Genomic DNA, 24,449 nt, shown 5'->3' with positions numbered 1-24,449 from the left:
TGCTGGCATTTTTGTATTCGGCTTACGCTAATCTTAGCTTGTTTAGGCAGGAGTCTCTTTGCGGTCTTGTTTAGCGTTAGCAAGATCAGTCGGCCACTGCTCAAACGGTACCGGGCGGCTGTATAGGAAGCCTTGCGCTTGTGGACATTGCAGCTGTTTAAGCAAGTCAGCTTGCTGCTGAGTCTCAACACCTTCTGCGACTAAGCTAACCTTGAAGCCTTTGGTGATATTGACGATAGCGGCAACAATTGAGCTATCTAGGTTCTCTTTATCGAGCTTGCTGACAAAGCTGCGGTCGATCTTAAGGCAGTCTAATGGCAGTTTTTGTAGGTAGGCCAGTGACGAATACCCGGTACCAAAATCATCAATTGCAATCGAGATACCTAAGGCTTTGAGTGTCAGCATGTTGTCGATGACAGTCGGGTCGTTATCTACGATTCGTGACTCGGTGATTTCTAAAGTGAGGTTTTTCGCTGGTAGCTTGGTCTCACTCAGAGTTTTCTTAACTAAGTCAATGAAACCACTCTCACTAAGCTGGTCAACTGAGAGATTAACGTGAATAGAGAAGTCTTCACTCCACTTGCCTGACTCAATCGCGATAGCCGTATCTCGGCAAGACTTATGCAGGATCTGCTTACCTATGTCGTAGATGAGCCCGCTCTCCTCGGCAAGAGGAATAAACTCTAGTGGCGAGATAACACCTTCATCCGTTACCCAACGAGCCAGAGCTTCAGCCCCGATGGTTGAGCCAGATTCAAGATCAATGATTGGCTGATAAAACGGTTCGAACTGTTGAAGGTCAATTGCTTTATTAAGGCGTGCCAGCATCTTGGTTCTGTGCCTAGATGCGTTCCCCATCTCAGAGCTGTAAACACTGACTCGCGCTTTGTCTTGCTTCGCATTACTCAATGCAATGCTGCTATTACGAAGCCACACCGTAATATCTTGTTCGTTGGATACATGGACAATACCAATCGAGACTTTAATCATCACGCTTTCAGATTCCATCGCAAATGGAGAAGCGAAAGTTTGCAATAAGCGGTTTGCCAGTAGCTGAACCTCACTCTCTTGGGTGACATTCGGTGCGTAGATAGCAAATTCATCACCACCGGCGCGGGCGAGTAGATATTCTGAAGGTAGCATGCCACGTAAGCGCGCCGCAGAGATGATCAACAGTTGGTCACCATTGTAATGACCAAGGCTGTCATTGATGTCGCGGAAGCGGTCAATGCCGACTAAGAAAAGCGTACCTTTCTCGTTAGCAGCACTCTTCTTAGCTGCATCGATAAAACCTTCTCTACTATAAAGCTTAGTGAGCGAATCGTAAGTCAGTTGAGACTGCAATTGCTTAAATGAAGCCTTTAGATTGTTGGCCATCTCATTGAATGCTTCGACCAACATACTGGTTTCATAAATATGGCCAGACTTCGGCATATTGGTATCCCAATCACCGTTGGCAAGGCGCTTTGCCGCATCAGCGGTTGAGGTGATTGGCTGGGTCACGCGGTTGAAGGCGATTAAGCCGAGTAAGATGCCAATGCAACTCACAGTGAGCCCAATCAGCCAGCTATCCCTTTGGTTTTCAGGCAGCTCGCCAAGCAAGTTGGTTTTGGAAATTGACATACCGATAAACCAAGTGATGCCATGTTCATCCTGGTAGGGAGTAATTTGATTGAAGTACTGTTCGCCATCTAAGGTGAATCTGAAGCGTTGGAGCCCCTCTTTTTCAATCAAGTGCTGTTGGTCAATGTAGCTAGCACTCTCGCGTATGACTGGGTTAGCGCTCTCGGTAGCTAATAAGCGTTGGCCTCTATTGGTTTTGCCTGTACCCCAAGAAACCACACTGCTACCGCCAGAGTGGGCGACTAAGCGTTGCTGTTGATCGATGATGTAAACCGACGCATCGGTTTTTTCCTTCAGTTCTCTCAAGAACGCGTTGAAGGTGTTGATCTTGATATCACTGACGATTACCGCTTTGAACTCGTTGTCGTCATAGATCGGGGCGAGGGCTGACAGGGTGATTTCTTGGCGTTCATCGGCGTTGGCATAGATCGGAGACCATGACGCCTCTTTGGTGTTCACTACAGGGCGATACCAAGGGCGAACTCTTGGATCGTATCCAGAAATGACTGAGCGAATATCGTCACTGATCTTACTGCCGCGATAGATAACTAGCTGATCTTGAGTGCGGTCATCCTGCACCATTAAGGTATAGCCGTTGTTAGCCTCTTTACGGAAGCCGACATAATTGCCGTCTTCTGAACCAAAGCCGATCACATCCAATTGCGGCACAGCCGTGAAATGGTCAGAGAATTTGTAAAGGATGTAGTCTTGAACCTTGCTAAGGTTTCCTGGCTGATAAAGCTTGTGATAGCCGATGTTTTGGCTTAACGAGAGGTTGGCGTGAAACGGCTTCTCTAAGAACTCATCTAGGCTTTGATGAACATTGTCTGTGAGTGATGTTAGCTGGCGTGCACTAATATCACTCACCATCTCTTTGTAGCTTTGCTTTTGAGTGAAAACCATTACGCCCATAGTGAATAGAAAAATCAGCACGAAGGGCAGAACCACAGCGGTTCTCAATGTAATTTGTGTTTTCAAAGACATCGTTGCTACAACTTTGGTGAATAGCGTACTGTAATTGTACCGATACTATTCAAACCAAGCGACACTTTTTTGGTTAAAAAGTAGCTGCATCGAGAGTCATATAAGGCCTAGTACAGTTCTTTGAGTTTACGAGTTAGGGTGTTTCTTCCCCAACCCAAAACCTTGGCTGCATCCTGCTTGTGACCATTCGTATGGTTGAGTGCAGCCTCTAGCAGTATACGTTCAAACTCCGGAAGAGCATAAGTGAGCAGCTCTTTTTCTCCTGAATCAAGTGCACATTTTGCCCAATTAGCAAGCAGCTGCTGCCAGTTATCGCCAGTCCCTGTTGGTGCGACGGTTTTCTCTTCCAATAGCTCTGGTGGTAGATCTGAAGGAAGGATTTCACTGCCACTTGCCATTACGGTCAACCAACGACAAATGTTCTCCAGCTGACGCACGTTACCTGGCCAATTTAGCTGATTCAGCTTGATTATGGCTTCTGGGTGTAGGGTTTTCACTTCCACACCAAGTTCTTCAGCCGCTGAGGCTAGGAAATGATGAGTCAGCTTTTCGATATCTTGTTTACGTTCACGTAGGGCAGGAATGTGAATCCGAATAACGTTGAGTCGGTGGAACAAATCTTCACGGAAATCGCCCTCATGCACTAGTCGTTCTAGATCTTGGTGGGTAGCGGCAACGATACGAACGTCTACCTTAACTGCAGAGTGACCGCCGACACGATAGAACTGACCATCAGAAAGTACACGCAACAAACGAGTCTGAATGTCGAGTGGCATGTCACCGATCTCATCCAGAAATAGGGTGCCGCCGTTGGCTTGTTCAAAGCGTCCTTGGCGAACGCTGTTAGCACCGGTAAAGGCACCTTTCTCGTGACCAAACAGTTCTGATTCGATGAGGTCTTTCGGTATTGCCGCCATATTTAGGGCAATGAAAGGCTTCTTTGCTCTTGGGCTGTGGCGATGTAAAGCATGGGCAACCAGCTCTTTACCAGTACCCGATTCACCGTTAATCAATACCGATATCGATGAGCGAGACAAACGACCGATAGCACGAAATACTTCCTGCATTGCTGGCGCTTCACCAATAATTTCAGGGGCGTTGGTCTCTTCAGAGGCTTCGTTAGCTTGTTCGCGCTTTTGTTCTTGGCTGTGAGCGATCGCTCGCTCTACGAGGGTAAGTGTCTCATCGATATCAAACGGTTTAGGCAGATATTCAAAGGCGCCTTTTTGATAAGCATTCACCGCAGCATCTAAGTCGGAGTGCGCCGTCATGATAATCACAGGTAGATCGGGAGAGCGTTGGTGCACTTGATGCAATAGCTCAATCCCGTCAATGCCGGGCATGCGGATATCTGACACCAATACGTCGGGTGTCTCGCGTTCAAGCGCAAGCAGTACGCTCTCTGCATCAGCAAATGTTTCACACTTTATATCCGCAGATGAAAGTGTTTTTTCTACTACCCAGCGGATAGAGCTGTCGTCATCGACGACCCAAACGTATCCCTTACTCATAATTCAATTCCTTTGCAGCCAAATCTATTGTGATAATCATTGTTTTTATTGTTCTGTATTCGTTCCTTGCCTGAAGCTTGGTTTCTCCATCAAGAGGTGTTGCTTCGTTTAAATAGGCAAGTAAATCGTAAATGTGGTGTTTCCCGGCCAGCTCTCAACATCTATTTTTCCGTTGTGCTGGTCGATTAGGTTTTGAGATATCGATAGCCCCAATCCTGTACCGCCCTCACGCCCACTGACCATGGGGTAGAACAGGGTGTCTTTTAACTCATCGGGGATGCCCGGGCCGTTATCGCTGATCTCAATACGTGCTGCGAGTTTGTGTCGCTGACCATGAATGTTGGCTTGATGCACCGTTCTGGTGCGAATGGTGATCTTGCCTGAATCCTGTTCTTTTAAAATCTGCGCTGCGTTGCTCACGATATTGAGCATCGCTTGTTCAACCTGCGCTGAGTCCATCACAATTGGTGGCAGACTTGGATCGTAGTCTCGTTCAATAGCTAATGTTGAGCCAGATTCGAGCTCGACCAACTGCCTGACTTTTTCGAGTATCTGGTGGAGGTTCTCTTCTGACTTGGTTCCTGGTTTTTGCGGGCCAAGCAGACGGTCGACCAAGGCGCGTAAGCGATCGGCCTGCTCAATAATGATCTGGGTGTATTCATTCAGTGATTGATCGGGAAGCATCTTTCCAAGCAGTTGTGCCGCCCCTCTTAAGCCACCCAACGGGTTCTTGATTTCATGAGCTAAACCGCGTACTAGCAGCTTCGCCGCTTGTTGTTGTGCATGTTGGTTTAACTCTTGGCTGAGACGCCTTTGTTGGTCGATCTTGCGCATCTCAACGAGCAGCAGCGTCTCGCGCTGCCAGGTGATCGGGCTTACCGTCACTTCAAGCATCAGCGGGCGATTATCGACAACAAAAGTCACGTCACTGTCGGTAATGCTCTGGCCACTCTGTAGAGGTTGAGTAAGCAGTGCTAAGTCGAGCGAAGCGTGTTGGATAAGTTGACTTAGTGGGTGATCAACAATGCGTCTCGCACTTTGTGAAAAGAGCTGTTCAGCTGCCGGGTTGGCGTATCGCACGTATAACTGTTCATCGAGCATCAATGTCGATGTCACCATATTATCGAGAATGGCGTTGGAAAGATGGTGTGTATCTATGCTGTCGCTTTTGGCTGATCGATTCACTATTTCGTCCTTGAACTGGTGTTTTTCTCACTGCACCAAATTGGTGCGTAGCTAAGTTCAAGTATGGCGCATATCAATCAGAAGCTAAAGATAATTCATAAAAGTCGCGAAAAGCTGCTGAGAACAGGTAAAAAGTTGATGTTATCTAGTCTCTTTTAACCCATTGGCCTACTTGATCGTCGCTCGATGTAAATACACGGTGACTGGACTAGTAGATGCAATAAGCTTGCCGCTTCTATGTGCTTGAATTGCAATGGTGTGAGTGCCGCGATCGATATCTTTCAACTGCCAGTTAGGTTGGGTTTGTGGTGCGCCATAACGTCGTCCGTCGAGCATCAATTGCAGCTGTTCGCCAATGCCCAGTTTACGGTTGAGTTCGATTTGAATTGAGATGAAGCCACGATTACTGCGGATAGTTTGGTCGTGAATGGGAGTGAGCATAGTAAGAGCTAATGGCGCTGGGACTTCTCGCTCGGTCTGTTGTGCTTTTGGTTGCTCTTGGTTTGGAAGGGTTGAGGTGGCTTGGTCGTCAACGGGTTTCGATGGCTCGAATTTAGGTGCGGGTGCAGAGGCTTGAACATCCGGAAGCTCAAGAGACTTAGCGCCTTTGTCTGTCGGTGTATCACTAAAATGAAGTACGCCATCTTCATCTACCCAGGTATAAACCGTTTGAGCAGAGCATGAGAATGCGACTGTTAACCCGAATAGGAACAGTATTTTTTTCATATGGTTGGCCCCTTTCACCGTTAGGTGATTTCACGTTTGGTGTTGGTTTGTTATTGATTTTATTGTATTTAGTTCGACAGCCTCTGAGGGCTTTTGTCTATTATCTAAGGCATGTTACGAAGAAGGAGAGGTTGGGAGAATATAAAAAAGGCCCGCCTGCGAGGCGAGCCTAATATTTAGTCAGCGATTCTTACATGATTGCAGTAAGAAAGCTTATCTACCAGAGATTAAACAGAGTAGTACAGTTCGAACTCAAGTGGGTGAGTTGTCATGTTTACTTTCTCTACATCTTGAGACTTAAGGTCGATGTAAGAGTCGATGAAGTCGTCAGAGAATACACCGCCAGCTGTTAGGAACTCACGGTCAGCGTCTAGACACTCTAGAGCTTCTTTTAGTGAGTAAGCCACTGTTGGGATTTCTGCAGCTTCTTCAGCTGGTAGGTCGTATAGATCTTTATCCATAGCTTCGCCTGGGTGGATCTTGTTCTTAATACCGTCAAGACCAGCCATTAGCATTGCTGAGTAGCATAGGTATGGGTTCGCTGCTGGGTCACCAAAACGTAGCTCGATACGACGTGCTTTAGGGCTTGGTACCACTGGGATGCGGATTGAAGCAGAACGGTTACGTGCAGAGTAAGCAAGCATAACTGGAGCTTCGAAGCCTGGTACAAGACGCTTGTACGAGTTAGTTGATGGGTTAGCAAATGCGTTGATAGCGCGAGCGTGCTTGATTACACCACCGATGTAGTAAAGTGCCATTTCAGATAGGCCGCCGTACTTATCACCAGCAAACAGGTTTACACCGTCTTTTGCTAGAGATTGGTGAACGTGCATACCAGAACCGTTATCACCAACTAGTGGCTTAGGCATGAATGTCGCTGTTTTACCAAATGCGTGAGCAACGTTGTGTACAACGTACTTGTAGATTTGAGTTTCGTCAGCTTTCGTTGTTAGCGTGTTGAAGCGAGTTGCGATTTCGTTTTGACCCGCAGTTGCTACTTCGTGGTGGTGCGCTTCTACAACTAGGCCCATCTCTTCCATTACTAGACACATTGCTGAACGGATGTCTTGAGATGAATCAACTGGAGCTACTGGGAAGTAACCGCCTTTAACGCCTGGACGGTGACCTTTGTTACCGCCTTCTACGTCAGAACCTGTGTTCCATGCTGCTTCGATGTCGTCGATCTTGAAGAAAGAACCTGACATGTCAGTTGCAAATTTAACGTCGTCAAATAGGAAGAACTCTGGCTCAGGACCAATTAGAACTGTGTCTGCGATACCTGTAGAGCGCATGTACTCTTCAGAGCGTTTTGCGATTGAGCGTGGGTCACGGTCGTAGCCTTGCATAGTTGCAGGCTCTAGAATGTCACAACGGATGTTTAGCGTTGCGTCTTCTGTGAATGGGTCTAGAACAGCAGATGATGCGTCTGGCATCATTACCATGTCAGATTCGTTGATGCCTTTCCAACCAGCTACTGAAGAGCCGTCGAACATTTTACCTTCTTCGAAGAAGTCTGCGTCAACTTGGTGAGAAGGAATAGAGATATGCTGCTCTTTACCTTTAGTATCTGTAAAGCGTAGGTCTACAAATTTAACTTCGTTCTCTTGGATCAGCGATAGTACGTTTTCTACTGACATCTTGGATAACCTCCAGTGTTATTAATTTGGTATTAGCTCGATTCGGTTGAAACTAGCATTGATTAATGTCTAACAAGTGCATTAATCGATGCTGATTTATCTATTGCCAAAAGCGTGCCAAAAAAATTATTCCATTAATTTCAATGTGTTACTTGTTTTGCTATTTCGCCTGTCTCTAGTTTTGCACCAAAATGATCTTTGGTTGCACTATATTGGTGCGCTTGTTTGTCGATGCACCAATATGAGACAAAAGCGAACACCATTCAGCAATGAATTGCAGACATTGTCAATCCACTTTTGTTATTTAGCCGGAGTTTTGGCGAGTTACTCGCGTACGAGACTTTTTAGAATCCTACAGATTTTGCTAGCCAACACTGTACTGAATCAAAGTTAAGCCAATGTGAATCGCTAACTAAGAAAAAAGCCTTGGTTCAGATCACATATTTCTGGGTTTTTGTCTAGAATCTGGTATATTATTGACCGTTTTTTTAATCAAGCTAGTGGCATTTCCTCTATTTTCAGAGGTCATTTGCGGCTACTTTTATGAGTGAATCGAGAATCCATGTCTACTCCACAGATTGATAAGTTAAGAAATATCGCGATCATCGCGCACGTTGACCACGGTAAAACGACTTTGGTTGATAAACTGCTACAACAGTCAGGCACTCTAGAGTCTCGTGGTGAAGCTGAAGAGCGTGTCATGGATTCGAATGACATCGAAAAAGAGCGTGGCATTACCATTCTTGCTAAGAACACAGCAATCAACTGGAATGATTACCGCATCAACATCGTAGATACCCCGGGACACGCGGACTTCGGTGGTGAAGTTGAGCGTATCATGTCTATGGTTGACTCTGTTCTACTGATCGTTGACGCAGTTGACGGCCCAATGCCTCAAACTCGTTTCGTAACGCAAAAAGCATTCGCACACGGTCTTAAGCCAATCGTTGTAATCAACAAGATTGACCGCCCAGGCGCTCGTCCTGATTGGGTTATGGATCAAGTATTCGACCTTTTCGACAACCTAGGTGCGACTGATGAGCAACTAGACTTCACAGTTGTTTACGCTTCAGCTCTAAACGGTTGGGCAACAATGACTGAAGGCGAAACTGGCACAGACATGGAACCACTGTTCCAAGCTGTTGTTGATACAGTAGACGCGCCAGCTGTTGACCTTGACGGTCCACTACAAATGCAAGTTTCTCAACTAGATTACAGCTCTTACGTAGGTGTTATCGGTGTTGCACGTGTTACTCGTGGTTCTGTTAAGCCAAACCAACAAGTATCTATCATCGGCGCTGACGGTAAGAAGCGTAACGGTAAAGTAGGTACTGTACTAGGCTACCTAGGCCTTGACCGTCACGAAGTTGAACAAGCTAACGCTGGTGACATCATTGCAATCACTGGTCTTGGTGAGCTTAAAATCTCTGACACTATCTGTGACGTGAACAACGTTGAAGCGATGACTCCGCTTTCTGTTGATGAACCAACAGTAACAATGACGTTCCAAGTAAACACTTCTCCGTTCGCGGGTAAAGAAGGTAAGTTCGTTACTTCACGTAACATCCTCGAGCGTCTAGAGAAAGAACTAGTACACAACGTAGCACTACGTGTTGAACAAACAGACGATCCAGATCGTTTCCGTGTATCTGGTCGTGGTGAACTTCACCTTTCTATCCTGATCGAGAACATGCGTCGTGAAGGCTTCGAGCTAGCAGTATCTCGTCCAGAAGTAATCATCAAGAAAGATGAAGATGGCAACCTAACAGAACCGTTTGAAACTGTGACTATCGACGTGCTTGAAGAGCACCAAGGTGGCATCATGGAAAACATCGGTCTACGTAAAGGTGAGCTAACTGATATGTCTCCAGATGGCAAAGGCCGTGTTCGCATGGACTTCATGATGCCTTCTCGTGGCCTTATCGGTTTCCAAACTGAGTTCCTAACGCTAACGTCTGGTTCTGGTCTTCTTTACCACACGTTCGATCACTACGGTCCACACAAAGGTGGCGTAATTGGTCAACGTAACAACGGTGTTCTAATCTCGAACGCAACAGGTAAAGCTCTGACTTACGCACTATTCAACCTACAAGAACGTGGTCGTCTATTCGCTGAGCACGCGGACGAAGTATACGAAGGTCAAATCATCGGTATTCACAACCGTTCAAACGACCTGACAGTAAACTGTCTGAAAGGTAAGCAACTAACGAACGTTCGTGCATCTGGTACTGATGAAGCACAGGTTCTTTCGCCACCTATCCGTCACACTCTAGAGCAAGCTCTTGAGTTCATCGACGAAGACGAACTAGTAGAAGTAACGCCAGAAAACATTCGTATCCGTAAGAAGCTTCTTACTGAAAACGAACGTAAGCGTGCAGCACGTCCAGCTAAAGCTTAATTGCTCGCCGACTAGCTTCTAGCTAAATAAATAAGAAAGCCCTGAGTAGCCAAGCTGCTCAGGGCTTTTGTTTTTTAGTTAGCTAAGATACGAGTGCACGAGATGCGGGATACGAAGAGCGTGTTTAGACTGGAAATAGCTAGGTACTAAGAGGGTCAGTACCTTTGGTGCCCGTTCTCTGTTATCCATTTCCTGCCATCGAATCGTCATTCCAGAATCGAGGAACGAGATATCAGGAATCTTTTTATGGTATGGCAGAGATTCCCTATCACGCTCGTGCCTCGCTGTAGGGAATGACGGGAGTCTGTTTGGTGGTTACGAATAAGCGGGATGCGTTATACGAAGAGCGTGTTTAGACTGGAGATAGCTAGATACTAAGAGTGTCAGTATCTTCGGTGTCCGCTCTCTTTTATCCATTTCCTGTCATCGAATCGTCATTCCAGAATTGAGGAACGAGATATCATGAATCTAGCTTTTGATTCCTAGGAGGCTCTCAACGTACTGCACTCGCTCAGCGACCGACATAAACGGCACTTCAACTACCTCATAACCAAGCTCTTGATAGACACTAACCAGCGCGTGGTGAATCTCTAATGCTTCTTCAAAGGGATAAGGGCGCACTTCATCTTGAACATAGATCGAAGTCTCTGGGCGGCAGAATAAGACTTGTGAGTGATAGCCTTGGCTTGCTTCTCGGTAGGTCGCATCTATCTCTAGGTTAGCCTGAGCCAAATAGCCACAAATGTCGGGAATGGCGCGATCGAGAAAGGCAATCGGATGTTGATTGGCTTGGTCTTTTTGCTCGCCCATCACACCTAGACAAAGCTCAGCAAAGCCGGGAAGATCTACCCAAGGTAAGATACCGTCTTCAAGCTGACTTTGCTGTTCTATTAACTGACGAGAGGACTCTGCGAAGGTGGGGTAACCCGCATCAGCCAACGCATTAATCAGTGTGGTTTTTCCGGCGCCAGGGCCGCCAGTTATAATGATTGGAGTCATACGGGCTTATCTTGTTTTGTCTTTTTAGGCGTTACTTCTGATTGAGTTGAGCAAGGAACTTATCCGACTCAGCAATCGCTGCATTCATCTGTTTGATCGCGTACGCGATGTCTTTTTCTAGACTCATAAACTCACCTTGCAGTGAGCCAACCGCACTCGCATTGAGGTTGTGTTTCAGATAAAGGGTGTTATCGCGCAGAGTATTGAGTACTGGGTCCATCTTCTTCTCAGCGCGCTTCATGGCTGACAGCATGGTTTGGTAAGACGATTTAGTTTCACGCAGTTTTTGCTCACTAGAACGACGTAGGGAGTCACTGGTGTAGAGGTCGAGCTCGGCTTGCCACTCTTCAAACAGCGCATCAGACACATCTTCAATCGCAGCGATTCGGTCAGTCACATTTTGCGCCGCTTTTTCGCTGTCTTGGTATTTATCGTTTATCTTGTTGTACATGTCTTCTAGATCGCCGCCACTGAAATTAGTCAGGCTGCTGAGTGCTTCAAGTGCGCTGGTAAATTCTTCCTGAGCACCCTGCTGCGACTCTTTTGCATCTTCTACTCTGTCGACCATGATGTCACGTTTGTGATAGCCCACTTGCTCCATTGCAGAGTAATAGGCGGATTGGCATCCAGTAAGAGTAAAAATAGAGAGGACTATAACTATTAAATAAGGCATCCTTGTTTCCTATAGTTAAATAATATCAATCGTAGTAAATAACCGCTCAACCTAGCTTGTTAAAATACTTGATAACGGCGTTAGAACTTTTGATTGTAGAATAACTACTTATCAAAAAATTCTGCCTTGTTCTCAAGCATTTTTCCTACGCTATTTTTGAACATTTATTCACTGTGATTGATATGTCGGAATATTAATTAGAACTATGAACGAGTTACCAGGGAGTTACAAGTTGAAGATAACAAAGGTCGGCATACTTAGTATCCAGTATTTTCGCTACCTTTTAGCACGTATGACGCATGACCGAGTCAATGTGAATGCGGGCTATTTGGCGTACATTACCTTGCTTTCAATCGTACCCATGTTGACGGTTTTGCTCTCTATCTTGTCATCATTTTCCGTGTTCGCAGATGTGGGTATTGTGATTCAAAACTTTATTATTACTAACTTTGTTCCAGCGTCAGGGGATGCGGTACACGGCGCCTTGTTGGAGTTCGTTGCCAATACCGGCAAGATGACGGCGGTTGGTAGTGTGTTCTTATTTATCGCCGCGTTGATGCTAATCTCTAACATCGATAAGAACCTAAATTACATCTGGCGTGTTACCGAGAAGCGACGTGCAGTGCTGTCTTTCTCTATGTACTGGATGGTGCTCACTCTCGGGCCAATCTTGGTTGGGGCGAGCATTGCAGCCACCTCATATGTGACATCATTAAGCTTGCTACAAAACGAAGTGGTGTCTGGTGCTTTTAATACTCTGATTCGCAAACTCCCTCTGATTCTCTCTTTCTTTGCGTTCTTTGCGTTCTTTGGTTTATACCTATTGGTACCCAATAAGAAAATCCATTTTTCTCATGCAGCTGCTGGCTCTTTGGTGGCGGCATTACTGTTCGAACTCAGTAAGAAAGGCTTCGCTGCTTACATCACTCAGTTCCCTTCATATCAGGTAATCTATGGCGCATTAGCGGCTATCCCGATTCTGTTTGTTTGGGTTTATTTATGCTGGTTGATAGTGCTGGTGGGGGCTGAGGTGACGGCAGCGCTCGGTGAGAAGGAAGAGTGGAGTGAGACGCAAAAAATAATGGTACACTCCACGGATAACGACAAAATCACAGAGCAAGGAAACAACAGTGATAGCACTGATTCAGAGAGTAAGTGAAGCTGCCGTCCGTGTTGATGGCGAAGTAGTTGGTGAGATTGAACAAGGCTTATTAGTACTATTAGGCGTGGAAAAAGGTGACGACGAAGCCAAAGCGAAACGTTTGATGGAACGAGTGACGACTTATCGTGTCTTTGGAGATGAAGACGATAAAATGAACCTCAACGTGAAACAGGTGAATGGCAAGGTATTAGTGGTTTCTCAATTCACACTGCCAGCCGATACCAAAAAAGGTACACGAGCTGGTTTTTCTCGTGGCGCTCACCCAGAAGATGCCGAGCGTCTTTACAATTATTTCTCTGACCAATGTGAATCAGTATTGCCAACGGAACGTGGTCGATTTGCAGCCGACATGAAAGTGGCTCTGGTTAATGATGGTCCAGTAACATTCTGGCTGCAGGTTTAAGCTTAAAGGAATAAGCATGTTTAAACTCATAACCCCAACCACCGAAAATCAACTGAACAAGTATTACCATTTTCGTTGGCAGATGTTACGTGAACCTTGGCGAATGCCAGTGGGTTCCGAGCGTGACGAATACGATGGCATGAGTCACCATCGCATGATTGTGGATGGCCGAGGCCGTCCGATGGCGATTGGTCGTCTGTATATCACCCCAGATCTCGAAGGTCAGATCCGCTACATGGCGGTAAAAAACTCTCGCCGTAGCAAAGGCATGGGCTCATTGATTTTAGTCGCACTAGAGTCGCTGGCTCGCCAAGAGGGCGCTAAGCGCCTAGTGTGTAACGCACGTGAAGATGCGATCTCTTTCTATGAGAAGAACAGCTTTGAGCGTCGCGGTGAGATTAACGACCAACGTGGTCCTGTTCGTCACCAACAGATGGTGAAGCCGCTTGATCCAATGGCAGATGTTCTGCGCAAGCCTGAATGGTGTAATGAGCTTCAGCAGCGTTGGGAACACCAGATCCCTATCAGCGATAAGATGGGCATCAAGATAAACCAGTACACAGGTTATCAGTTCGAGTGTAGTGCTCAGCTAAACCCGAATCTGAACCCACACAACACCATGTTTGCAGGCTCTGCTTTTACGCTAGCAACACTGACAGGTTGGGGTATGACGTGGCTATTGATGAAAGAGCGCGGTCTGACGGGCGATATTGTTCTAGCAGACAGTAATATTCGTTATCGCCATCCTGTGGAGCAAAACCCTGTAGCCTCTACTTCTTTAGATGGTATCAGTGGTGACTTGGATCGCCTCGCATCAGGAAGAAAGGCACGTATCATTATTCACGTGACCATCCACAGCGGGGACGTGGAAGCAGTAGAGTTTACTGGCACCTACATGCTGATCCCTGACTATAAGAAGATCCTATCAAGTGACAGCAAGGTGAGCGAATAACTTCACGCCCGCTTTATGATAGGTTGAGTTATGGATTGAAAGCGCTACTCCTGTGGAGTGGCGCTTTTTTGTTGGCAGTCATTAATCGCTGTGTACTCCGATTGATCAAGCTTGCCAGAGATTTGGTTACATGGGTCAGACAGCATAATTGAGAGAGTGTGTTGCTTCGTTTTAAGCAGGTCTAGCTCTCCAGAAACTTCGCCATTCAAAGTTTGAACTCTCTGTGAACCTTCCTCTGCAGCGGATGCACCAATAATGTGCATCGGTTGAAGCGTGAAGCGACCACGGTCAAAACTCGCGTTGAATTCAAGGATTTCAAACACGTTATCGGTCGAGGTTTCAGAAAGCGTATCGTTAAAGGTCATCACACCCTGACGAACGCTGCCTTTAAGTTGGCCGGTGGTTGAATAGCCCAACATCAGTGAATCGCCATATAGGCCAGAAGCTTGCAGTTCAAATTCACCATAGCCTGTGGCATCGAGTGGTAAGTCGAGTTGCTGCAGTATTGGCGAGATAGGTAAGCCATCCGCTGAGATGTCGATGCTCCACGGCTTACTGATTTGGTTAAAATCGAGTGTCGCATTGGCTTCGATATACCCTTGCTTTAGGGGGGCAAACAGGCGTGTGAGTGTCCATTTTCCTTGGTCACTGTTCATCTCAATCACAGGTTGAGCGCTGAGAATGCTTTGGTAGCTGGCATCGTTTGCGCTGGCCATCAGTTCTCCTTGCCACAATCCTAGCTTTCTATCCTGAAGCAGTTGAACTTGGTGTCCTTCAATGTGCAGCCCAGAGACTTGCCAGTAAGGCTTTTGTGCAAGTTGTATGAGCTGGGTGCGTTCTACATTCAATCGTTCTATAGAGGCTTGTTGAAGCTCTTTAAGCCAGGGTGAGAGGCGCGCTACTGGCTGTGTTTTATTTTGGCTTTCCGTGACCCATTTAATGCCTTGCAAGTCGAGCTGCGCCAATCTAATGCTGCTAGGGGTGACCTCACCATTGAGCTGAACGGTGCCTTGCAGAAATTGAGTATAGAAATCTTCAATCAGTATCTGGTTTGGCTCTAGGCTTAGCTTGATATTTGGCTCGATGAAGATGTCATCATCAACAGTGACCCCTTCGGCTTGCAGCGAGAAAAGCGCTTTCTGTTGTCGCCAAAGCTCGAAAGGCAATTTGATGTTTTCTAGTGAAGCGTCAAAGGCCGCAAGGTGCCCGCTTGGCCATTCGATGTCGCTACGTAAAATATCTAAGCTGTTGATATGGTTGATATGAATGCCCGCCACATCCCATTCTTTGCTTAATAGGCTCTGACTTTGCTGCTGGTTGAGGCGTAAGCCATCTACAGTGACATTCACTAGTGACCAATCATGTTTATATTGTTCTGCTTGCCCTGAAATCTTGGCACCGCGCCACTCAAACGAGGCGCCATAAAGTGTGCTGTCGCTCGGTTTAAGGTCAAGGTCGATTAGAAGGTTATCGAAGGCTTCACCTTGCCAATAGAGTTGCGAAGCGGAAAGTTGGGTTTTGCCATAAGGCAGCAGTGTTTGACTATTGCTAAAGGTTGGCTCGGCGATCTGCAGATCGATGCCCCGCACATTAAAGCTGTTGGTCGAAAAATCCAGATTATTGATCGCCAACTGGCGGAGCTTGAGGCTTTGCTCGTTTAACAGTGGTGAGAGCGTTTCTAGATCGTTCGCTTCCAACTGGATACCACTGATTAATACAGAGTCTAAGACGAGTTTGGCTTCAATGAGAGAGTCAGGGCTGAACCAAAGATCGACCTTATCGATATACAGAGGTGGTTGCTTTTCTGGTTGGGTATGGGTGATTCCCATTAGGGTGATGTGATAAGGCGCTTGATACTCGACATCTTCAATGACCACCGGTTGGTCAACCGTGTGCTTGATAAGAAAGTTAGCAACATCCGCCCGGTATTGAGTCTGTAGGCTTAATAGCAACGCTGCGATAACCGCAACGGCGATAGCCAACACAATGCCGAACACCATGAATACCTTTTTCATTCCTTGAAAGCCTTACATTTCAATAGTCTTAAAACAGAGTGGAACAAAAAGGGACAAGCATCAACAAAAAAGCCCCTCAAAAGAGGGGCTTGCTACAAAAATATCGTTTTAAATGGGCGTTCGCTTTTGGCTTAGCCCGAGCAGATGCTTGGATTAGTTTAGTTGTGGACCAGCCGCAACCAGTGACTTACCTTCAGCGTTGTCAGTGTACTTATCAAAGTTGTTGATGAAGCGCTCTGCTAGATCTTTCGCTTTGCTTTCCCATTGTAGTGGGTCTGTGTACGTGTCGCGTGGATCTAGGATCGCAGGGTCAACATCGTGCAGCGCTAGAGGCACTTCTAGGTTGAACATAGGGATAACCTTAGTCTCAGCCTTGTCGATAGAACCATCTAGGATAGCGTCGATGATGCCACGCGTATCTTGGATAGAGATACGTTTGCCAGTACCGTTCCAACCTGTGTTTACTAGGTAAGCTTCAGCGCCTGCTGCTTCCATGCGTTTCACAAGTACTTCAGCGTACTGAGTTGGGTGAAGCGTTAGGAACGCCGCGCCAAATGCTGCAGAGAAGGTTGGAGTCGGCTCTGTGATACCGCGCTCTGTACCTGCTAGTTTCGCTGTGAAACCAGATAGGAAGTGGTACTTCGTTTGCTCTGGAGTCAGTTTAGAAACTGGTGGTAATACACCAAATGCATCAGCAGTCAGGAAGATAACCTTTTGAGCGTGACCTGCTTTTGATACTGGCTTAACGATGTTGTCGATGTGGTGAATCGGGTAAGAAACACGAGTGTTTTCTGTTTTAGAACCGTCATCAAAATCGATAGAACCATCGCCACGAACCGTTACGTTTTCTAACAGTGCATCACGACGGATTGCATTGTAGATTTCTGGTTCTGCTTCCTTAGATAGACGGATCGTCTTCGCGTAACAACCGCCTTCAAAGTTGAAGATACCGTCGTCATCCCAGCCGTGCTCATCGTCACCGATTAGTTCACGTTTAGGGTCTGTTGATAGCGTTGTTTTACCTGTACCAGATAGACCGAAGAATACCGCTACATCACCTTTTTCGCCGACGTTTGCACTACAGTGCATTGAAGCGATACCTTGCAGAGGAAGTAGGTAGTTCATCATTGCGAACATGCCTTTCTTCATCTCACCGCCGTACCAAGTACCACCGATGATTTGAACACGCTCTGTTAGGTTGAATGCTACGAAGTTCTCAGAGTTTAGGCCCTGTTTTTCCCAGTTAGGGTTAGTTGTTTTAGCACCGTTCATTACCACGAAATCAGGTTCGAACGTTGCTAGCTCTTCGTCGGTAGGACGAATGAACATGTTCTTAACGAAGTGCGCTTGCCACGCGACTTCAGTGATAATACGTACACTTAAGCGTGTATCAGGGTTAGCACCACAGTAACCGTCGATGACAAACAGGCGCTTGCCAGATAGCTGAGTTGTTACAAGCTCTTTCAGCTCATTCCATACTTCAGTTGTGATCGGTTTGTTATCGTTTTTGCCTTGATCTGACCACCACATGGTATCGCGGGTCGTGTCATCTTTAACAATGTACTTATCTTTCGGTGAGCGGCCAGTAAAGATACCAGTGTCAACAGCAACAGCACCTAGTTCCGTTACTACGCCTTTTTCGTAGCCTTCCAAACCTGGCAGTGTTTCTTCAACGAATAACTGCTCATAGCTAGGATTGCGAAGAACTTCGGTAACGCCAGTAAGTCCGTGCTTAGTTAGATCAATTTGTGCAGCCTTAGTATGTTCCATAACGGTCATAGGTGCTCCTTGTAGGATATTTTGTAGGGATTTTGTATTAATTTTTTATTGTTATCTGCTCACCATGCTAGCAACGAGACTCGGGGGAAACAGGGATACAGCTCAAAAAATATCCATATTAACCGTGGGGTTTTAAGTGTCTCGTCACATATTGGCCTAACTAGTCTATCCTGTACGCAAACCTTTGCGCTAGGGGCGGGAACATTATTAATTGATTAAAATTAAGCAGTGATTTTATTACGAGATGTTACGAAGTTTGCGCTATTTTGATCACAAAAAAGGCCAGCTTAGTGCTGACCTTTTTGGGGTAAATTACGTGTTTTTGGTACGACGTAAATTAATGAACCGTATTGCTGCCTTTATCTGCTGCTTCTGCATACAGTGCATCAACATCGTTCTTGTCGAACGAGTAGTTCGTACCACAGTAATCACAGTGAAGAGCGACGCTACCTTCAGTGCTTAGGATGTCGTAAATCTCTTCTTGAGCAATGGTAATGATTGCTGCAGCGCTGCGTTCACGAGAACAACCACAGAAGAATTCAACTGGCTGTGGTGTGAAAAGTTGTACTTTCTCTTGGTTGTACAAACGGTAAAGCAGTTCGTTTGCTTCTAGAGAGAATAGCTCTTCGTTTTTCACTGTGTCTGTTAGCTGCTCTAGGTGCTCAAAGTCATTTGGAGTACCAGTGCCGTCAGGCATAACTTGTAGCAACATACCAGCAGCGTGTGCTTTGCCTTCGTGCTCACCAGTGCGTAGCCATAGACGAGTCTTAAGCTGCTCAGAGTTCGCGAAGTAACCTTCAAGTACTTGAGCTAGTGTGTCGCCTTCAAGACCAACGATACCTTGGTAGCGTTCGCCTTTCTTAGGATCGATAGTGATCACTAGGTGGCCTTTGCCCATTAGGTCGTGTAGGCCAGCATCGTCGGCAATATCACCTTCAAAACGAGCAACACCACGGATCTTTTGGTTATGGTCGCCATTGATAACTGCTAGAGATACTGGGCCATCACCTTGCAGCTGCATAGTGATAGAGCCTTCAAATTTTAGGGTCGCAGTCAGTAGCGTGGTTGAAACCAATAGCTCACCCAGCAGCTTTTGTACTGGAGCTGGGTATTCCTTGCTAGAAATAATCTGTTGGTACGCTTCATCCATTTGTACCAATTCACCACGTACTGATAGGTCTTCAAATAGGTAGCGATTTAAAACATTGTTTGCCATTTGGCTATTCCTTCTAGCTTATTGATGCTTGAACTTGATGATGTCACGACGTTGCTTTTTATCAGGGCGACGCTCTGGAGCTGGGTTGTGTGCGTGTAGCTTGCGTTGTTTCGCAAACTCTTCTCGTTTTGCCAAGCTCTCGGTGGTTTCTTCATAGAGGGTTTGAGCGATCGGCGCTCCGCCACGGTGGGCTGAAATTTTCTCGATCGTTACCGTCTTTTCTTCATTACCTTGGCGCAGTGTAATAACTGCCCCAAGTTCGACAATCTTACTTGGCTTGCTGCGCTGACCATTATAGTGGACTTTACCACCATCGACCATATTGCGAGCAATAGAGCGAGTTTTGTAAAAGCGCGCTGCCCACAACCATTTATCGAGTCTGACAGCTTCATTAGAAGTTTTCATATAGGCTGTGCCTTTTTAGTGAGAAGTGAGTAGCATTGAACAGTTATCAACACTATGCGACTTGTTTTATTTGATGATGCTTATCGCATTTGTTAGAAGCTTATGTGGAGGCAACGTGCTTTTTTTTCAAGGAAGATTACAAAATAGCTTAGGTAATGAAGATTTATAGATTGTCTATGATATAGTTTGAGATATTATGCTTTCAAAAAAGCATGGACAGAATTTAAGCATAAAAAGCTGAAAGTTTAGTAAGTTACAGTTTTCTTAGTTATGGATGGGTCAGTTAAAGTGAACTTTTTAGAGCTCAAAAGTCGTATGGGGAATTCCCCGCTGCTGAGCCGCTTATTAGATAATGGATTTGTGCTTCAGCAGAAACTGAGCCTCGCTATTTGTTGTGTGCTTATTGCAGCCTCTGCATGGATTTTAGGGCAGCTTGTCTGGTTTATTGAACCGGCTGAGCAAACCGTCGTGCCTTGGAAAGCAACAGTTTCATCGTCTGCGACTCCTCAATCAACCTTAGACATCTCTTCTTTGCAAAAGAGCAACATGTTTGGCGCTTACAACCCAAGCAAGCCTGCAGTGGTTGAACAACAAGTGATTCAGGATGCGCCTAAGACTCGCCTTAACTTAGTGTTAGTGGGTGCGGTTGCCAGTTCTAACCCAGAATTGAGCTTAGCGGTGATTGCCAACCGTGGTACGCAAGCGACTTACGGGATTAATGAACAGATAGAAGGCACCAGAGCCAAACTTAAAGCCGTATTAATTGACCGCGTGATCATTGATAACTCAGGTCGAGATGAAACCCTGATGCTGGAAGGCATCGAGTATAAGCGTCTGGCTGTATCTGAACCCGCACCACGCCGCGCTTCTTCTTCAGTGCGTGGTAACAACCCAGCTTCTGCAGAAGAGAAGCTCGATGAAATTAAAGCGAAGATAATGAAAGATCCACAACAAATCTTCCAATATGTTCGCTTATCTCAGGTGAAGCGTGACGACAGTGTGATTGGTTATCGTGTGAGCCCTGGCAAAGATTCAGAACTTTTTAACTCTGTTGGGCTCCAAAACGGAGATATTGCGACTCAGTTAAATGGTCAAGACCTGACAGACCCAGCCGCTATGGGCAACATATTCCGTTCAATCTCAGAACTGACAGAATTAAACCTGGTCGTCGAGAGGGATGGGCAACAACATGAAGTGTTTATTGAATTTTAAAACTTTGCGTCTAATGAAAGACGAAAGTGTAGGAGAAGTACGTGAAGCATTGGTTTAAGAAAAGTGCATGGTTACTGGCAGGAAGCTTAATCTGCACACCCGCAGCCATCGCTAATGATTTTAGTGCCAGCTTTAAAGGCACTGATATTCAAGAGTTTATTAATATTGTTGGCCGTAACCTTGAGAAAACGATCATCGTTGACCCATCGGTGCGCGGAAAAATTGATGTGCGTAGCTATGACGTGCTCAATGAAGAGCAATATTACAGCTTCTTCCTAAACGTCTTAGAGGTTTACGGCTATGCCGTCGTCGAAATGGACTCTGGTGTTCTGAAGATCATTAAGGCTAAGGATTCTAAGACTTCTGCAATTCCTGTTGTGGGCGATCGTGACTCGATCGCCGGCGACAGCGTAGTCACTCGCGTTGTGACAGTTCGCAATGTTTCGGTTCGTGAACTTTCTCCTCTGCTTCGCCAACTGAACGACAATGCGGGTGCGGGTAATGTTGTTCACTACGACCCAGCCAATATCATCCTAATTACTGGTCGAGCGGCAGTCGTAAATCGCTTAGCTGAAATTATCAAACGCGTTGACCAAGCCGGTGATAAAGAGATTGAAGTGGTTGAACTAAAGAACGCTTCAGCCGCGGAAATGGTGCGTATTGTTGATGCACTGAATAAAACCACCGATGCGAAAAACACACCAGCGTTTCTACAACCTAAGTTGGTGGCCGACGAGCGTACCAATGCGATTCTTATCTCTGGTGACCCTAAAGTTCGCAGTCGTTTAAGAAAACTGATTGAGCAACTTGATGTCGAGATGGCAACCAAGGGCAACAACCAAGTTATCTATCTTAAATATGCAAAAGCAGAAGATTTAGTCGATGTACTGAAAGGTGTGTCGGACAATCTGCAATCAGAAAAGCAAACTTCAACCAAAGGCAGCTCATCTCAACGCGATAAAGTCGTGATTTCGGCGCACAGCGATACCAACTCGTTAGTGATTACCGCACAGCCAGATATCATGAACGCACTACAAGATGTGATTGCTCAACTTGATATCCGTCGTGCTCAAGTATTGATTGAAGCCTTGATTGTCGAAATGGCAGAAGGCGATGGCGTTAACCTTGGCGTGCAATGGGGTAACCTAGAAACGGGTGCCATGATTCAATACAGCAACACTGGTGCTTCGATTGGTGGAGTTATGGTTGGCTTAGAAGAAGCTAAAGACACCGAGACAACAACCGCTGTATATGATGAGAACGGTAAGTTCCTACGTAATGAAACCACGACAGAGCAGGGTGACTACTCGACATTAGCTACTGCTCTTTCTGGCGTGAACGGTGCCGCGATGAGTGTGGTGATGGGCGACTGGACTGCCTTGATTAGCGCAGTTGCGACTGATTCAAACTCAAATATCCTATCTTCTCCGAGCATTACCGTCATGGACAACGGTGAAGCGTCGTTTATCGTTGGTGAAGAAGTACCGGTTCTTACTGGCTCGACGGCGGGCTCAAGCAACGACAACCCATTCCAAACGGTTGAGCGTAAAGAAGTTGGTATCAAGCTTAAAGTGGTTCCACAAATCAACGAAGGCGACTCAGTTCAGTTGAATATTGAGCAAGAGGTGTCAAACGTATTGGGCGCGAACGGCGCGGTCGATGTTCGTTTTGCTAAGCGTCAGCTAAATACGTCAGTGATTGTTCAAGACGGTCAAATGCTGGTTCTTGGTGGTCTAATTGATGAGCGTGCATTAGAGAGTGAATCTAAGGTGCCATTCTTAGGTGATATCCCAGTGCTTGGTCATCTATTCAAATCAACTAGTACTCAGGTTGAGAAAAAGAATCTAATGGTATTCATCAAGCCAACCATCATTCGTGATGGTATGACAGCCGATGGTATCACTCAGCGTAAATACAATTTCATCCGTGCTGAACAGCTGTATAAGTCAGAGCAGGGCCTGAAGTTGATGGATGACGATAATATTCCAGTACTGCCTAAATTTGGCGAAAGCATGAATTACCCGGCTGAACTTCAAGCCTTCATTGATCAGATGGAAACAGAATAATGGCTGAATTGGTAGGGGCGGCACGAACTTATCAGCGCTTGCCGTTTAGCTTTGCGAACCGTTACAAGATGGTGCTCGAGTATCAGCACCCAGAACACGCACCGACGCTGTATTACGTTGAACCACTGAAATCGACGGCGATCATCGAGGTGAGTCGTGTGGTGAAAAATGGTTTTACACCACAAGCGATCACTGCAGATGAATTTGATAAGAAGCTAACCGATGCTTACCAGCGCGACTCTTCAGAAGCTCGTCAGTTGATGGAAGATATCGGCGCCGACAGTGATGACTTCTTCTCATTGGCAGAAGAGCTGCCACAAGATGAAGACTTACTTGAGTCAGAAGATGACGCGCCAATCATCAAGCTTATCAACGCGATGTTGGGCGAGGCGATCAAAGAAGGTGCTTCGGATATCCATATCGAGACCTTTGAGAAGTCGCTTTCGATCCGCTTCCGTATTGATGGTGTATTACGTGATGTTCTTGCACCAAGCCGTAAACTTGCGCCGCTGCTCGTGTCGCGTGTAAAGGTTATGGCGAAGTTAGATATTGCGGAAAAACGCGTGCCACAAGATGGTCGTATTTCACTGCGTATTGGTGGCCGAGCCGTCGACGTTCGTGTATCTACCATGCCTTCATCACACGGTGAGCGTGTGGTAATGCGTCTGTTGGATAAAAACGCGACTCGCCTAGACCTGCACAGCTTGGGTATGACGGAAGAGAATCACGAGAACTTCCGTAAACTGATTCAGCGTCCACATGGCATTATCTTGGTAACGGGTCCTACAGGTTCGGGTAAATCCACAACTTTGTATGCAGGCCTGCAAGAGCTGAACAGCAACGAACGCAACATTCTTACCGTTGAAGATCCAATCGAATTCGATATTGATGGTATCGGCCAAACACAAGTAAACCCTAAGGTGGATATGACCTTTGCTCGCGGTTTACGTGCGATTCTTCGTCAAGACCCGGATGTGGTAATGATTGGTGAGATTCGTGACTTAGAGACTGCTGAGATTGCTGTTCAAGCCTCTTTGACAGGTCACTTAGTGATGTCGACTCTCCATACCAATACCGCAGTAGGTGCCATTACGCGTCTACGTGATATGGGTATCGAACCATTCCTTATCTCCTCTTCACTGCTTGGTGTATTAGCGCAGCGCTTGGTTCGTACCTTGTGTAACGACTGTAAAGAGCCTTACGAAGCAGACAAGGAGCAGAAGAAGCTATTTGGTTTGAAGAAGAAAGAGAGTTTGACGCTTTACCATGCCAAAGGGTGTGAGCATTGCAGCAACAAAGGTTATCGAGGCCGTACTGGTATTCATGAGTTGTTAATGGTTGATGAGTCGGTACAAGAGCTGATCCACAGTGAAGCCGGCGAACAAGCGATTGAGAAAGCAATTCGTGGCACAACCCCAAGTATTCGAGAAGATGGCTTGAGCAAAGTTCGGAAAGGGATAACGTCTCTAGAAGAAGTGATGCGCGTGACCAAGGAAGTCTAAT

Annotated in this window: 18 protein-coding genes; 7 read left to right on the top strand and 11 right to left on the bottom strand. The window is 46.2% G+C overall.

Annotated features, from left to right (window positions below):
* Positions 1–42 precede the first annotated feature (42 nt).
* The 5 genes from L1D55_RS06605 to glnA all read right to left on the bottom strand — a co-directional run bounded on the left by L1D55_RS06605 (position 43) and on the right by glnA (position 7,666).
* Entirely contained in the window at positions 43–2,607 is a 2,565-nt protein-coding gene (locus tag L1D55_RS06605; protein WP_239916928.1) for an EAL domain-containing protein, read from the bottom strand.
* 107 nt (positions 2,608–2,714) lie between these two features.
* Positions 2,715–4,118, bottom strand: a complete 1,404-nt coding sequence (gene glnG, locus L1D55_RS06600; protein WP_239916927.1) for a nitrogen regulation protein NR(I) — start codon at positions 4,116–4,118, stop codon at positions 2,715–2,717.
* A gap of 108 nt (positions 4,119–4,226) precedes the next feature.
* Positions 4,227–5,303 (bottom strand): nitrogen regulation protein NR(II), encoded by a 1,077-nt coding sequence (gene glnL / locus L1D55_RS06595; protein WP_032554366.1) that lies wholly within the window; start codon positions 5,301–5,303, stop codon positions 4,227–4,229.
* A gap of 168 nt (positions 5,304–5,471) precedes the next feature.
* On the bottom strand, positions 5,472–6,029 hold the full coding sequence (locus L1D55_RS06590; protein ID WP_239916926.1) for a DUF4124 domain-containing protein: 558 nt from the start codon (positions 6,027–6,029) through the stop codon (positions 5,472–5,474).
* Positions 6,030–6,256: 227 nt separating this feature from the next.
* Complete coding sequence (glnA, locus tag L1D55_RS06585) at positions 6,257–7,666, bottom strand: glutamate--ammonia ligase (RefSeq protein ID WP_004741473.1); 1,410 nt, start codon at positions 7,664–7,666, stop codon at positions 6,257–6,259.
* Between the two features lie 562 nt (positions 7,667–8,228).
* Here glnA and typA point away from each other — a divergent pair.
* The gene (gene typA / locus L1D55_RS06580) at positions 8,229–10,064 is read left to right on the top strand and encodes a translational GTPase TypA (protein ID WP_008218470.1); all 1,836 of its coding nucleotides are present in this window, start codon (positions 8,229–8,231) and stop codon (positions 10,062–10,064) included.
* Between the two features lie 468 nt (positions 10,065–10,532).
* On the opposite strand, the gene L1D55_RS06575 is transcribed toward typA, so the two are convergent.
* Entirely contained in the window at positions 10,533–11,063 is a 531-nt protein-coding gene (locus L1D55_RS06575; protein WP_239916925.1) for an AAA family ATPase, read from the bottom strand.
* Positions 11,064–11,094: 31 nt separating this feature from the next.
* Positions 11,095–11,736: a DUF2959 domain-containing protein gene (locus L1D55_RS06570; RefSeq protein WP_239916924.1), complete on the bottom strand. Its 642-nt coding sequence runs from the start codon at positions 11,734–11,736 to the stop codon at positions 11,095–11,097.
* A 205-nt stretch (positions 11,737–11,941) separates the two neighbouring features.
* Here L1D55_RS06570 and L1D55_RS06565 point away from each other — a divergent pair, with 205 nt between their 5' ends.
* The 3 genes from L1D55_RS06565 to L1D55_RS06555 are packed head-to-tail and all read left to right on the top strand — an operon-like array spanning position 11,942 to position 14,253.
* Positions 11,942–12,895: a virulence factor BrkB family protein gene (locus tag L1D55_RS06565; RefSeq protein WP_239916923.1), complete on the top strand. Its 954-nt coding sequence runs from the start codon at positions 11,942–11,944 to the stop codon at positions 12,893–12,895.
* On the top strand, positions 12,867–13,301 hold the full coding sequence (gene dtd, locus L1D55_RS06560) for a D-aminoacyl-tRNA deacylase (protein WP_239916922.1): 435 nt from the start codon (positions 12,867–12,869) through the stop codon (positions 13,299–13,301). Before L1D55_RS06565 ends, dtd begins: the two co-directional genes overlap by 29 nt.
* A gap of 16 nt (positions 13,302–13,317) precedes the next feature.
* Positions 13,318–14,253: a bifunctional GNAT family N-acetyltransferase/hotdog fold thioesterase gene (locus L1D55_RS06555; protein ID WP_004741468.1), complete on the top strand. Its 936-nt coding sequence runs from the start codon at positions 13,318–13,320 to the stop codon at positions 14,251–14,253.
* A gap of 44 nt (positions 14,254–14,297) precedes the next feature.
* Here L1D55_RS06555 and L1D55_RS06550 read toward each other — a convergent pair whose 3' ends face one another.
* From L1D55_RS06550 to hslR, 4 genes are all read right to left on the bottom strand, one after another.
* The gene (locus tag L1D55_RS06550) at positions 14,298–16,268 is read right to left on the bottom strand and encodes an AsmA family protein (RefSeq protein WP_239916921.1); all 1,971 of its coding nucleotides are present in this window, start codon (positions 16,266–16,268) and stop codon (positions 14,298–14,300) included.
* A 153-nt stretch (positions 16,269–16,421) separates the two neighbouring features.
* Positions 16,422–18,047: a phosphoenolpyruvate carboxykinase (ATP) gene (gene pckA, locus L1D55_RS06545; RefSeq protein WP_239916920.1), complete on the bottom strand. Its 1,626-nt coding sequence runs from the start codon at positions 18,045–18,047 to the stop codon at positions 16,422–16,424.
* A gap of 337 nt (positions 18,048–18,384) precedes the next feature.
* Positions 18,385–19,263 carry an Hsp33 family molecular chaperone HslO gene (gene hslO, locus L1D55_RS06540; RefSeq protein WP_239916919.1) on the bottom strand — a complete coding sequence of 293 codons (879 nt, stop codon included), beginning with the start codon at positions 19,261–19,263 and terminating at the stop codon, positions 18,385–18,387.
* A gap of 18 nt (positions 19,264–19,281) precedes the next feature.
* Complete coding sequence (gene hslR / locus L1D55_RS06535) at positions 19,282–19,668, bottom strand: ribosome-associated heat shock protein Hsp15 (protein ID WP_004741464.1); 387 nt, start codon at positions 19,666–19,668, stop codon at positions 19,282–19,284.
* Between the two features lie 315 nt (positions 19,669–19,983).
* On the opposite strand from hslR, the gene gspC reads away from it, so the two are divergent.
* Genes gspC through gspE form a run of 3 tightly spaced genes read left to right on the top strand, consistent with a single transcriptional unit; the run spans position 19,984 to position 24,448 of the window.
* A complete protein-coding gene (gspC, locus tag L1D55_RS06530; protein WP_128162736.1) occupies positions 19,984–20,880 on the top strand; it encodes a type II secretion system protein GspC in 897 nt (298 codons plus the stop codon).
* 41 nt (positions 20,881–20,921) lie between these two features.
* The gene (gene gspD, locus L1D55_RS06525) at positions 20,922–22,946 is read left to right on the top strand and encodes a type II secretion system secretin GspD (protein ID WP_239916918.1); all 2,025 of its coding nucleotides are present in this window, start codon (positions 20,922–20,924) and stop codon (positions 22,944–22,946) included.
* Positions 22,946–24,448 (top strand): type II secretion system ATPase GspE, encoded by a 1,503-nt coding sequence (gene gspE, locus L1D55_RS06520; RefSeq protein WP_239916917.1) that lies wholly within the window; start codon positions 22,946–22,948, stop codon positions 24,446–24,448. The genes gspD and gspE overlap by 1 nt, the downstream gene beginning before the upstream one ends.
* Position 24,449: the final 1 nt, after the last annotated feature.

Source organism: Vibrio sp. Isolate22 (assembly GCF_022398115.1).
Lineage (GTDB): Bacteria > Pseudomonadota > Gammaproteobacteria > Enterobacterales > Vibrionaceae > Vibrio.
This window is presented reverse-complemented; position numbering and strand designations above follow the sequence as displayed.